This window comes from Ekhidna sp. (genome assembly GCF_039960695.1).
Lineage (GTDB): Bacteria > Bacteroidota > Bacteroidia > Cytophagales > Cyclobacteriaceae > Ekhidna.
On the sequence record NZ_JBDVKP010000008.1, the window covers coordinates 34698 to 48081 of the forward strand.

The window sequence follows — 13384 nt, forward strand, 5'->3', positions numbered from 1 at the left end:
GAGAGTTTTTTGTAATAGGGTAAATAATATGAAGTTGATTATGAAAGTGTTTAGAAATCTTTTGATGTTGGTAATGATTGCCGCATCAGCTACTCTGGTATCGTGTGAATTGTTTGAAGATGCTGTAGGCCCTCTGCCACTATCAGAGTCAGAGATCATTCAAGGTTTGAAGGAGGCATTGAGTATTGGCCTTGACAATTCGGTAGTAAGCGCATCGGACCCAGGAGGTTATTTGCAAAATGAAGCAATAAAAATCCTGTTACCTGAGGAGGTAACTGATTTACAAAGTAAGATTCAAACAGAAAACATTGCTGGCGTAGTGCCACTCTCTGTAGTATATGATGCATATATCACATTAGAAAATGATGGAAATGATCTTTTTGATGAATTGATCACAGCTATGAATAAAGGAGCCGAGAATGCTGCTGATAAGGCTTTGCCGATTTTCGGAAACGCCATCACAAGTATGAGCTTTGATGATGCAAGGGGGATTTTGAATGGAAATAATACAGCGGCTACAGACTATTTCTATGATGAGACGAATGTTGCCCTTTTTGAGGCATTCAATCCGGATGTAAAAACGGCTCTGGATGGTACAGGTGCAATTCAGATATATACAGATGTGGTCGGGTTTTTGAACTTTGAATATGATCCAACAGGATTGGGACTTTCTACAGTAAGCCCTGAAGATGTATTAAACGTGAATCTTCCAGAAAGCATTGATGAATATGCGACAAATAGAGCCATAGATGGTCTATTTCACTTAGTTGGAGAAGAAGAAAGGAAGATACGTGACGATCCATTTGCCTGGGGAAGTGCAATCATTGAACGTGTATTTGGCAGTAAGTAGTGCTTACTGAAATCATCAGAAGCCGGTTTTCCGGCTTTTCTTCTTTAAATCAATACTACATTTAGGACATTTGTGAAACATTTTGCTTAGTATTGCGAATACTACATTTAGGAAATTGATCTATGAAAAAATATCAACTAGGCGAATTTGAAGAAATAGTACTTCTCACAGTAGGTGTTTTGTTTGACGAAGCATACGGTGTTGCCATTAAAGATGAAATTGAAAAAAGACTCAAGCGGAAGGTGAGCGTGGGTGCATTGCAATCCGCGCTTAGAAGAATGGAGAAGAAAGGTTATCTGGACAGCAGACAAGGTGATTCTAACCAAAAAAGAGGTGGAAAGCCTAAACGTTTCTTCACCATCACTGCCTATGGGAAAGAAGCTTTGAAGTATTCTCAAGATGTAAGAATACAATTATGGAACGCCATTCCTGAGGTAGCACTTGAATTGAAAATGGCATAATAAAAAAGGACTATATGAAAAAAGTAACATCAATTTTTGCGGCATTATTTTTCTTAATGCTAGCCACAGACAGCTTGGCTCAAATAAAAGAGTCGGTTAATTACAATCAAATTGATCTGAAGCGGCTTAAGAAGAGAGTTATCACCGAGTTGCGGGCTGATGGACTAATGGGTCATAAAAGTGGAGAAATTCATCTGGCGCTAAGGACAGCAGAGACTGTTTTAAATGGTAAAATGCTGGATAAAGTTCTGCATGATAAATACACAATTCTTTCTGAGGAATTCGGTATTGGACGTGGATCATATCGAACGATATATATCACTTCCAAATGCACAGCTGCCGGCGACTTTTTTAATGATTCATTCAAAGGAAAAATGGAGGGAAGAATGAGATTACAGCAAATTAATAGCTCTTCAGAATAGCATGTTGAAAAAGATTGCGGATCTACTATTCAAATGGTATTGTCACCCGGACTTCTATCCAGATATCAAGGGCGATCTGGAAGAAATGTACAGTGACCATTTGGAAGTCGGGAGTCGCTTTCCTCAACTGAAATATCTTCTGGATGTGATGCTCTTATTTCGCATCTCACTTCTCAGGCCAATACTAAAAAACTCAATTATAAAGGACACAGGTATGTTTAGGAATTATTTTAAAGTCAGCGTTCGAAATCTTGCAAGACACAAGATGTTCACCGCAATAAATGTGATAGGATTAGCCATTGGACTAGCTAGTTTCCTATTGATGTATGAATACATAAAATTTGAGAAGAGCTACGATGCCTTTCATCATGATTCAGACAATATATATCGGGTCTCGTATGTACAGGTTCAAAACGGGATGGATACCGATAAAGATGCCATGGCAGCTTACCCTATGGGGCGAAAACTAGAGGAATCTTTACCTGAAATTATTCAACATACTGTCTCAAAGAAGTTTGATTTTCTTTTGGTAAAAAATGGTGAGAAATCTTTTAAAGAACGCCTGGCAATTTCAGCCGATCCGAACTTCTTAAAGATGTTTAACTATCCAGTGTTAGAAGGGGATGTTGAAAGTATGTTGTCAGAACCACTTTCAGTTGTTTTGACGGAAAGTAGAGCTCACGCATATTTCGGAGATGGTGAAGCCATTGGTAGGACACTTGAAGTTGTTTCTCCATACAAAACATCATTGAAAGTCACCGGTATACTTCAGGACATACCTGACAACACTCACTACTCATTCAATATGTTGCTTTCAGACAAGACATTGACTGAGGGTCATGATTACAATAACTGGGATTGGAACAATTACTATGTCTATATCAAATCTGATAAAAAAGTAAATCTCACATTATTGGAAACTAAGGCAAATGATGTTACAAATGAGCATATAAATAATCTGGACAATGATGAAAACTGGAACACCAACGGAACACGAATTGATGTGCACCCCGTACGAGATATTCATTTGAAGTCTGATTTCACATATGAACCACAAATCCATGGTAGTGAGAAAGCAGTAAACTTTTTGATTATCATTTCACTCTTTATCTTGGTAATAGCTTGGGTTAATTACATCAATTTATCCACAGCGAGGGCAGTGGAGCGAGCCAAAGAAGTTGGATTGCGAAAGGTAATTGGTGCTATTCGAAAACAGCTGATTATTCAATTCTTATGCGAAGCATTTATTGTAAACCTGATAAGCGCATTGATCGCTTTGGGTCTTTCAGCGATCACTCTACCTTATTTCAATCAGCTAGTAGGAAAGGAAGTGCTGGATAGTGTATGGAACCAAATACCATTCTTGCTATCTATAGCGACATTTGTATTTATAGGAACGTTTGCTTCTGGTTTTTATCCTGCGTTGGTTCTTTCGAATTTCAAACCGATCAGCATTTTAAAAGGCAAATTTCAAAACTCTAAAAAAGGAATAGCACTTAGAAAAGGACTTGTAATTACTCAATTTGCAGCCTCACTTATATTGATAGCTTCTACGTTCACCATTTACCAGCAGGTCAATTATATGCAGGGAAAGGATATTGGGATATCTGTAGATCAGGTTGTCAATGTTACAGTCCCAGAATCAGATGCTGAGACGGAGGAAGAAGATGAAGCTGCGAAGAATAAACTCAGAGCGTTTAAGAAAGCATTGGCCAATCATCCGTCAATCGAATCAGTAGGTGGTGCTTCAAACCTACCAGGCGGCGATGTAGCAGATATTAATTCTACGACCACAGTTGTAAGGTTCGCAGGAGACACCGAACCCACAGAAGGCACTACCTATATCCAATACAATGATGAAGGTTTCCTTGATGCTGTGGACATGGAGCTTGTTGCAGGTAGAAATTTCAATGAGGAAATGAAATCTGACACAGTTGCTGTGATGGCGAATGAAGCATTTCTGAGGAGACTTAATGTTCCTGATTTTGAGTCTGCTGTAGGCAAGAAACTTCAGTTTGGCACGAAGGAGACTAATACCAAGTATACACTAATCGGGGTGGTAAAAGACTTCAATAGAACTACACTAAAGGAGCAGGTAGAGCCTAGTCTTTATTTTCCGTGGTTCAATGCAGACGATTTGGTCATAGAGTTGAGTTCAAGTGATTACAAGGCAGGATTAGATCACATTAAGTCAACATGGGAGGAGTTCTATGTCAACACTCCTTTGAATTATTCTTTTCTTGATGATCGTTTCGCTTCGCTTTACCAACAAGATCGAAGCTTTGGTGATACGTTTATGATTTTCGCAATTCTGGCTGTTTTTATTGCAGTGCTTGGCTTGTATGGATTAGCCTCATTCATGTCGATACAGAAGTCCAAAGAGATCGGTGTGCGCAAGGTGTTAGGAGCATCCGAAGGGCAAATTATATTTCTATTCTACAAAGACTTTTTCACCTTGGTGGCCCTTTCGTCATTGGTCGGATTCCCTGTGGTTTATTTCTTAATGAACGGATGGCTGGATAATTACGCCTATCGAATCAGTTTTCCATGGATATTGCTTGGGATATCCTTACTCATCGTTTTGGTCTTTTCTCTTGTGACGGTAGGATACCAGACCTTGAAGGTGGCTAAGTTGAATCCTGCCACGACATTGAAGTATGAATAACTAAAGAAGCTTGAGAAATTCAGGAATAAGTCTAAAATTTCCCTGTCTAATACATTGTCTCATTTCATACAAACACCTTCTTCGAAGAGCGGATTTTTCCTCACCGGAACGATTCAGCTCTTTTATTTTTTGACATACCTTGAGTGTTGTTTTTTGATGTTTTGATTTATACCTGAATTGCTGCTCAGATAATGAACCACTTAATTTTCTTTTTTGTACCAGCACATCATCAGTAAAAGAATACTGCCAATTTCTCGAGGAGCGAATCCAAAAGTCAAAATCTTCATAGCTTAATGATTCGTCGTATCCGCTTAATTCTTCAATTACTTCACGTTTTATCATCATACCTGGAGGAGAAATGAAGTAGCGTTCAATAAGCTCGACATATATATCTCCCTCCGGAACATTCTCTATCAATACATCATTGCGGTTTCTCTTAAAATGTGTACCTAACTCAACTCCGTTTTCATCCAAATTCATCACATCACAAAATGTTACGCCAGCATCTGAGTTGAGAAATGAGTTTATGCCTTTCATTATTCGCTCAGGCAAGAGCACGTCATCCGCCGCCAGGTCAATTATATACGCCCCCTTCGTTTTTTCAAATCCTAGATTAAAGGCAGTACAATTGCCGATTGAAGAAGGGATATCAATGTATTGAATGTTTTTGTCTTCAATGATAGCCTGAATCATCTCTTTGCTACCATCCGTGCTGCCATCATCCACCACTATCAACTCAACATAAGGGTACGACTGAGACAGAACAGATTGAATGGATCGCCTTAAATGAGAAAGGTGATTGTGGCATAAACAAACGACAGAAACCAATGGTAATTGATTCATTCTGGTAATATCACATCTCAGATCTTTTTTACCAATTAAATTCGGGGGAATGAATATTTTTATTGTCCCATCGTGGTATCCATCCAAATCGAACCCATCATATGGCATTTTTGTCAAAGAGCAAATCACTTTGATGGCAAAATCCAGACCTGATTGGAAGATAGGTGTAAGTACTTGGGGGCAGGGAGATCATGAAAAACTTATTTGGGTCAAAGATCACTTTCGGAACCTTCAAAAATTCAATAAGCATGGGCTCGATAAAGCCACAGTGATGGATTTACCTGGTTTTAAGGAATACTATCAGCCGGCACTAAGCTGGACCAAGAAGTTCAGAAAAGGAAACCTGCGAGAGATCATTCGCTGCAATGAACTTAACTACCAGGCGCATGCACTCGAAAATGGAAAACCAGACATAATAAGTGTTCAGGCTTGCTATCCTGGGGTCTTAATTGCTAATTATTTAGCGAAGAAGTATGACGTTGCAGTTCATCTACACGTGCGTCTTGGTGGTTTTATGTTTGAAAAAATGCTAAACGAACTTGGTTCGATGAAAGCAGATCTATTGAGTGCAATTGCAGGAGCAAACCTTATTACTGCAACAAGCAACTTCCATAGAGAGCAGTTAAAAAAGTGGATACCTAATGCTTCTACATTTTATAATCCGGTCGACATTGAATTCTTCCAAATAGGTGACAATCACAAAGATTATGCAATAGCAATTGGAAGACTCGAGCAAGAAAAGGGATTTGATTTATTAATTGATGCCATTGCCAAGGTGCCTGATCTAAAGGTCAAGATTGTGGGATCTGGATCAGAGAAAAATAAACTCAAAAATAGGATTGATGCATTGGGTCTTCGGAGCAGAGTAAGTCTTTTAGGAGAAGCAAGTCGTGAAGAAGTCAAGGATTTGATTCAGAAATGTCAGTTTTTGATCCTTCCAAGTACCTACGAGACTTTTGGAAACGTGTTGTTGGAGGCGATGGCTTGCGGAAAGCCCGTTGTTGCCACAAAATGTGGTGGACCTGAAGAAATTGTAAGTCCTGAATCTGGCTATTTGGCCGAGATCAGTGCGGATGACCTAAGTGATAAAATTCATCAGATGCTCCAAAACCGTCATTTATTCAAAGCTGAAAACATACGGAAAATCACCACAGATCATTTTTCTTCCAATCAGTGGATTACAAAGCTGGAATTTTTCTTTAGAGAGATTTCATAAAAGTAGGTTTACCTGTTTCTAAAGCTCCCATTCTTTCTTTGAAGATTTTTAATGTCTCTTGCGGCTTCCCTAGAAAAGATGAAACACCCAGATCGAGTTGCTTATATCCTTTGTTTCTGTAATGATCGACCATGCCTGCAATTAACAGAACCATCGGACTTTTGTCTCTAAACATGGGACTGGTAGCAGGCAAGTAATAGTAAACAACCTCGGATGTCACCTTTGCAGCAATACATAATGCGGATATCTTACCTTCTCTAAACACCCCAAAACAATCGTAAACTGCTGGCAAACGTGCATTGAGGCTCTTTAGCTGTTCCCAGCTAATATTAATTTGAAGTCCTTGAGCTTGACGGCAGACCGATAAGAATTTATGTGCAGTCTCAAATTCGGTGCTTTCCATTTTACGAAAGATAAAAGCATCGGAGCGTAGAGAATCCAACTTTCTCTTTTGCATATTATGGATGGAGTCTTCCCATTTTTCAGATAGCTCTATGTGTTGATTGATGTCAGTAAAAGCTAATGAGAAGTTCGTCTCTTCCAGAGTCTGATGAGAAGTAAAGGAGCTATAGATCAAGGATGGATGATGGATCTCTAATGTTTTGACAGCTCTGCTTTTAAGGTCAGCCAGGATTTCCTCAATAAATTCTCTCTCCTCATTGATTTCCAGATTTCGACGAAAAAATGAACCGAATGGGCTCCTTGGTATACTAATTGCGTTTTCTGGAGTTATATCAATCGGTATGAATAAATCTTCATTTGAGTATCCAATAAACTGAGTATATACCTGAGATTGAAAGTAACCCTTTTGAAAATACGCTAGTCTTAGGTTCTCTGGGATTTCATCGATTGAAGTATGAATATTTAATGACATGCAATACAAAATTAAACTGCATCACACTTTCCAATGCTTAAATCGGACGTTATCTTGCATCTTAGATTTTTGCAATAAAATCTTAAATTAATCACCTTGAAAAAAGTATTCACCACTGTACTCCTCATGGCAGCATTATATCTGCCTGCGCAGGTTTTTGAGCCTGGCCATATTCAGGATTTGGTAAAAAAAGGAACAGATCATATATACAATGCGTCAGCAGATTCTGCTGAATATTATATTTCTAAAGCGGAAATTCTTATCCCGGATCATCCAGTTATTCCTCTCATGCGCGCCATGACCATGCTATGGTCAAATATTCCCACTATTTCGCAAGAACTATTTCTTAAGATGGAAGTGCAATTGGATTCTGCCATCTTTTTAGCAAAAGAAAAAGACCCGAATCTCAAAAAACCGGAGATGATTTTTTTCGCTATGGCAGCATATGGATTGCTAGCTGAGTATTACGCGGATCAAGATTATACAATGAAAGCGGTAGGAGAGGCGAATAGAGCATATGGTTTAATGAAAAAGGGCTTTGAAATTGTGGATGAACATCCTGAATTTCTTTTAACAACCGGATTATATAATTACTTCCGGGAGAAGTATCCGGAACGTCACCCAATTTACAAGCCATTATTGTGGTTTTTTAGAAGCGGTGATATGCAGCTTGGATTGAAGCAATTAGAAAAAGCATGTACGGAATCGTTTTTGACGCGTGTGGAAGCTCATGTGTATCTAAGCTATATCTATCTGAGATATGAATTTGATCCGAAACTGGCTCAAAAATATTTATCGGAGTTATGCAGCATGTATCCAAATAACTATTATGCCAAAGCAAAATATCTGGAATCTCTAGCCAATCCTGCTGATTTTAAGAATGTACCTATCGATATGATTTATTCACTTATTATTCATGAAAGCTCATACTATAAACTAGCCGGATATGTTTTTCTTGGATACTTTGAAGAGAAGATTATAGAAAATCAAGAGAAAGCAGAATATGCATATCGCTTAGGATTGGAATATGGTGATGAAATTCCCAATCATGGTGAGTTTTTTAAGAGTTTTGGCTATTTAGGTTTAGGAAGAGTACTTGCGCGTCAAAATGAGAAAGAAGAGGCTAAGGAAATGCTAAATCTGTCTTTAAAGTATGCCGAAACAGAGCAAGTAGTGACAGAAGCCAAAAAGCTATTATCTAAACTTTGAGTACTTACTACACCATTCATTCAAAAACTGAAGGACTCTATAAAGAGAAAGGAAGCAAGTTCATTGCTTTAGCCTATCCGGTTTCATCTGAAGAACAAGTAAAACAAATTCAAGAGGAGTTGAGAAAGCAGTACTATGATGCAAGACATCATTGTTTTGCATGGCTATTGGGAATGGATGATCAGAGTTGGCGTGCAAATGACGATGGGGAACCGGCACATTCGGCAGGCGATCCAATTTTGGGACAGATTAGATCATTTGAACTGACCAACGTGCTTGTAGTGGTAATTCGCTATTTCGGTGGGACAAAGTTAGGTGTAGGTGGTTTAATTAGCGCATATAAAACGGCAACTGAAGAAGCATTAGAGAAAGCTAAGAGAAAGGTAATCTTTGAATCAAAGCAGCTTGTAATGAAGTTTTCATACGATGCAATGAGTATAGTGGAGCGGTTAATTGAGGACTTTGAGATAGAGGTTATCACACGTGACTTTCAACTGTCGTGTGAGATTCACGGAAGTATTAAAAAGGATTTGCTTTCGGCATTTCAAGAAAAAACCTCCGATCTTTATACCATTGAATTTATAATTGAAGAATAATGCAAGCCTCCGATTTTAAAAGTTTATTTATCCGGGATTTGGATCGTTTAATGGACGAACTTGAGACCTATACCAGCGAAGAGTCTCTTTGGATAAAAGTAGATGGAATAAATAACTCAGCAGGCAACTTATTTATGCACTTGTGTGGCAACCTTCAGCATTTCATAGGAGCTGTTTTGGCTAATTCAGGCTATGAACGGAAGAGGGATTTTGAATTCAATGGACGTGTCACAATTGATGAGTTAAAGACGGATATTCAAGAGACCAAGAGAGTATTAGAAGATTACTTTCAAAATGAATCTAACACAGCATACGATAAAGAATATCCATTGCAGCCGTTCGGCTATACTATGACCATTAACTACTTCCTTATGCACCTACTTGGTCATTTAAATTATCATTTAGGTCAGATAAATTATCATAGAAGAATACTATCAAAAACTTGATACTAAGCACTAAAATCCTGTTATTCTAGGAATATTTCAATCCCAATTTCCTTAATCGGATGGAAAGTAGTGTTTATCTAATATTTCACAGAGGTGGACGAATGAGCCCCTTTTGTTAGCAAAATCTTAGCTAATCTTGAGTCATAAGAAATTCAAAGACAATCCATAGCTGGTTGAATTAGAACGGAGTTGCTTTGGTGAGGGCGCTCCGTTTGCTTTTTATCCCCTTTATATTTTTAAGCATAAAAAAAGGTATGAATTAATTTCAGACTTTGGATATTAAAGAATCTACTTTCTCTACCTCATGCAACCAAGCCAATCTAGTTAATAACTACCCAAATTCTTTGATGATTTAAGGAACATTCACAGTTTCAGCGCTGCTGGAAATGGCACCAAAATATCCCAATACCAGTTGAGAGTCATCATCAACATAAAATAGATTTCCTGTAACTATAGCTGGGGTGGTACCACTGGTTGTTCCTAGCGTTGTGATTTGAGATTTTAAAAGAGACAGGTAGGCGTGGGAAGCTGCTGAAATAGACTGTAATTGTACGGTCATTTCCTCACCTGAATCATAACCGAATATTTGAAAATTATTAGGAATGAGATTTCCATCAAAAAGGCGATCGTTTTGGATAGTTATTGGTTCAGGTTCAGTATATGTCTCACCATTTTTAAAGAAGACCCATCGATAATAATTCTTTTGATTGACAGGGTCTGTTGTCGTTATTTTAGGATAAAATATGGTAATCTGCTGATCTGAATTGTTAGGATCGTTTTCTTCGAATGAATCCACTTGTAAGTCCCCGATTGATATGGCTTTGGGCATTTCGTCCCATTCAGAACGAATTTCTATAGTATCCAAAACGATTCTCACCCGATATTCGGTCCCACTCGTGCCTTTATAAGGTGTATCTGCAATGTAAAACCCGTCTGAGTTGTAGATATAGTTGAAAACCTCACCGAATCGTGATTGAACAATAACTTGTGCGGTTTCAATGGGAACTACCTGTGTATCTTCAGAAAATCCGTTTGAGCGGGTGAGTCGAATGGATTGATTGCCTAATGAATCCGTGAGCCACCCTTGCACAACAACCAGATTCTGAGATGCAGGTAATTCTACTATTACCACCTCTTCGCAAGACATTATTATTATTACCAGCAATATGTAAATCAATCCTTTCATCTAGAATTTAAAATTGTATGTTATTGCAGGAATAATCGTACCAAGAATTGAGTATTTAACCACCTGCGCAGTTCCAGGATCAATCGGAGACTCACGATAGAAGTAGGAGTATGCATTTTGGCGTGCATACACATTGTAGACTGTCAAGATCCAATAATCTCTATTTTTTCTTGCTGAACCATTTTTCTTGAATCTTTTCCCATCCCATCTTACCGAGAGATCAAGCCTGTGATAATTGGGCAGCCTCGCATTGTTTCTAAATTGAAAATGCGGGACTAGATTTCCTTCAAAGACATATTTGTCTGTAGGAAGCGTAACAGGAATGCCGGTATTGAAAACAAAGTTGGCGGATGCACTCCAACGAGGAGACAGCTCCATGCTCCAGGAGGTAGAAAAATCATGTGTTTTGTCATGATTTTCAAGGACGAAACGTTCACCTTCGTTTTCAGGAATCTGACTTTCTGCCCGAGAAAGCGTATAGCTAATCCAGCCTTTCAGCCGGCCGTACTTTTTACGAGCGTATAGCTCTAATCCATACGCTCTAGCCTGAGAAAAAATCAACTCTGTTTCAATGTTTTCATTGAAATCCAGATCTGCCCCATTCTTATATTGAATATTGTCACTGATGTCCTTAAAATATATTTCTGAAGACAACTCCCATGTATTGTCTTTTAAGTTTTTATAAAAACCAAGCGTGTATTGATTGGTTGTTGATGGCGGAATGTATGTGTCACTGAGCTTCCAAATATCTGTTGGAGCAGGAGAAATAGTATTGGAAATTAAATGCAGATACTGTGCTGTTCGTGAAAAGGACGCTTTGATAGACGATTTTTCATTTACTCTCCAATTGACGGATATTCGAGGTTCAAAATTAAATGTCTTGTCCATCAATTCCAGCTTGTCGAAGTTCAATGTATCTATAATGGTGGAGTCTGCAAATGGCACTCCTTTTCGGTAATCAAAGACGGTACCAGAGCCCAGCGAATGGAGACTACTTACTCTCAATCCGTAATTGAAAGTAAAATTATCTTTTCTAGTTTCCTGCCCTATATGAAAAGCCGATTCCAGGCCTTGTTCCCTCTCTAACTCAATACTATTGGTACTCGCATTAAGATCTAATGGTTCACGAGATCCCGGAAGAAGCCTATGATAAACGGTGCCAAGACCAAACGAAATCTCATTGTTTGGATTCAAGACATACGTGAGATTGATTCGGATGCTGTAATCAGCAATTTTTGATTTGCCCACAAATGCACCTGGTTCCTCCGTACTTTCAATCCGATAATTGTATTCTGATACGAAAGCGGAAATGTTAGAAAAAAGCCTCGGTGTAAAAAGATAATTCCACCTGAAATTCAACATTCTGTTGCCCCAATTTCTGGTTGAATTGAGCCCCGCAATATTTCGATCATTGCCAATGTATCCCGACAAGTAGTAGGTACTGGCCTGGCTGTATTTAAAATTCAGTTTCAAGTTTAAATCTTGGAATCGAATCCTATTTCGCTGCACTGAAGTACTTGCAAAATCATCGATAGAAAGATTGAGTAAGCTCTGCCTGCCAGATATCAAATATGAACTCTTCCCTTCATGAATTGGACCTTCCAATAAAGCTCTTGCGGACACAACTCCGATTCCCCCAGAAAAACTGGTTTTATTCGCATTTCCTTCTTTTTGCCTCACCTCCATCACAGAAGATGTACGCCCACCGTAGGATGGAGGAATATACCCTTTCATAATTCGTACATTATTTACAGCTTCTGGATTAAATACAGAGATGAAGCCATAGAGATGATTCGGATTATATATGGTGGCTTCGTCAAGAAGAGTAAGATTTTGATCTACACCTCCACCACGAACATGGATACCACTGGCATCTTCGCCGATCGCTCGTATTCCGGGTTTAAGAAGTGCATTTTGAATCACATCTACTTCACCCAGAAAGTAAGGAATTTGTCCGTCTGCTCCGGAAATCGATATTCGATTGATCGAAGGGATCGTTTCAGAAAGGTTGACATCATCTGATATAGAAGACACTTCCACCTCTTCCAGTTGAGTGATTTTAGGCAAAATGGATATTTCCAGATATGTGGTTCTATAGAGTGATACTTCTGATTTTTTTAATCGATAACCAAGGTGAGAAAACTGTAGGTTGTATGACCCTTCTTTTAATGTAATGGTATAATATCCGTATCCATTGGTAGTTGTTCCCAGTTTAGTGCCTAAAACCTGCACAGTAGCCCCGATTATATGCTCTCCAGACTCGGCATTTTTCAATACTCCGTGTACCGTATATGTTTTTGGGATATGTGGCGATAAAACTATCTGATTTCCGGAGTAAGTAACGTCAGCGATTATCTTCTCCCTAATCATGTCGAAGAATTCCTTTACAGTCATTCCTTTATCAATATCCAGCGTTTGATTGGTGAGTTTATCAGCGCTGTAAGCCACATTAAATTGTGTTCTCAATGAGTCAAGAGCATCAAATAATGCAATGTCTCCCCAAAAGTTTAATTTCTGATTAAAAGGATTCTGCTGAGCACTCAATACGCTCATCCAACACAGAAGTGTGATGCAGAAAAGAGTACGTGATTTGGAAGTACAGGTGATAAACACACC

General features: G+C 38.6%; 12 protein-coding genes. 8 read left to right on the forward strand and 4 right to left on the reverse strand.

The genetic code is table 11. The features are described 5' to 3' along the window. Positions 1–28: 28 nt before the first annotated feature. From ABJG98_RS05230 to ABJG98_RS05245, 4 genes are all read left to right on the forward strand, one after another. Positions 29–850 (forward strand): DUF4197 domain-containing protein, encoded by an 822-nt coding sequence (locus ABJG98_RS05230; protein WP_348278430.1) that lies wholly within the window; start codon positions 29–31, stop codon positions 848–850. Positions 851–972: 122 nt separating this feature from the next. Continuing rightward, positions 973–1311, forward strand: a complete 339-nt coding sequence (locus tag ABJG98_RS05235) for a helix-turn-helix transcriptional regulator (RefSeq protein WP_348278431.1) — start codon at positions 973–975, stop codon at positions 1309–1311. 14 nt (positions 1312–1325) lie between these two features. Continuing rightward, positions 1326–1733 (forward strand): hypothetical protein, encoded by a 408-nt coding sequence (locus ABJG98_RS05240; protein ID WP_348278432.1) that lies wholly within the window; start codon positions 1326–1328, stop codon positions 1731–1733. A gap of 1 nt (position 1734) precedes the next feature. After that, positions 1735–4398 carry an ABC transporter permease gene (locus ABJG98_RS05245; protein ID WP_348278433.1) on the forward strand — a complete coding sequence of 888 codons (2664 nt, stop codon included), beginning with the start codon at positions 1735–1737 and terminating at the stop codon, positions 4396–4398. Here the strand turns inward: ABJG98_RS05245 and ABJG98_RS05250 are convergent, their stop codons facing one another. Then, positions 4399–5241 (reverse strand): glycosyltransferase, encoded by an 843-nt coding sequence (locus ABJG98_RS05250; protein ID WP_348278434.1) that lies wholly within the window; start codon positions 5239–5241, stop codon positions 4399–4401. It abuts the gene before it with no gap. 49 nt (positions 5242–5290) lie between these two features. Between ABJG98_RS05250 and ABJG98_RS05255 the strand changes: the two genes are divergently transcribed. After that, complete coding sequence (locus ABJG98_RS05255) at positions 5291–6457, forward strand: glycosyltransferase (protein WP_348278435.1); 1167 nt, start codon at positions 5291–5293, stop codon at positions 6455–6457. Here the strand turns inward: ABJG98_RS05255 and ABJG98_RS05260 are convergent. Beyond that, a complete protein-coding gene (locus ABJG98_RS05260; protein ID WP_348278436.1) occupies positions 6441–7331 on the reverse strand; it encodes a GNAT family N-acetyltransferase in 891 nt (296 codons plus the stop codon). The genes ABJG98_RS05255 and ABJG98_RS05260 overlap by 17 nt on opposite strands. Before the next feature lie 96 nt (positions 7332–7427). On the opposite strand from ABJG98_RS05260, the gene ABJG98_RS05265 reads away from it, so the two are divergent. From ABJG98_RS05265 to ABJG98_RS05275, 3 genes are read left to right on the forward strand one after another with little or no spacing between them, the layout of a single operon-like run. Continuing rightward, on the forward strand, positions 7428–8540 hold the full coding sequence (locus tag ABJG98_RS05265; protein ID WP_348278437.1) for a hypothetical protein: 1113 nt from the start codon (positions 7428–7430) through the stop codon (positions 8538–8540). Then, positions 8537–9136 (forward strand): YigZ family protein, encoded by a 600-nt coding sequence (locus ABJG98_RS05270; protein WP_348278438.1) that lies wholly within the window; start codon positions 8537–8539, stop codon positions 9134–9136. The genes ABJG98_RS05265 and ABJG98_RS05270 overlap by 4 nt, the downstream gene beginning before the upstream one ends. Beyond that, positions 9136–9582: a DinB family protein gene (locus ABJG98_RS05275; protein ID WP_348278439.1), complete on the forward strand. Its 447-nt coding sequence runs from the start codon at positions 9136–9138 to the stop codon at positions 9580–9582. The genes ABJG98_RS05270 and ABJG98_RS05275 overlap by 1 nt, the downstream gene beginning before the upstream one ends. 352 nt (positions 9583–9934) lie before the next feature. On the opposite strand, the gene ABJG98_RS05280 is transcribed toward ABJG98_RS05275, so the two are convergent. Both ABJG98_RS05280 and ABJG98_RS05285 read right to left on the reverse strand, forming a co-directional pair. Continuing rightward, a complete protein-coding gene (locus ABJG98_RS05280; protein ID WP_348278440.1) occupies positions 9935–10768 on the reverse strand; it encodes a DUF4249 domain-containing protein in 834 nt (277 codons plus the stop codon). Then, positions 10769–13321, reverse strand: coding sequence for a carboxypeptidase-like regulatory domain-containing protein (locus ABJG98_RS05285; RefSeq protein ID WP_348278441.1), 2553 nt, complete (start codon positions 13319–13321; stop codon positions 10769–10771). Positions 13322–13384: the final 63 nt, after the last annotated feature.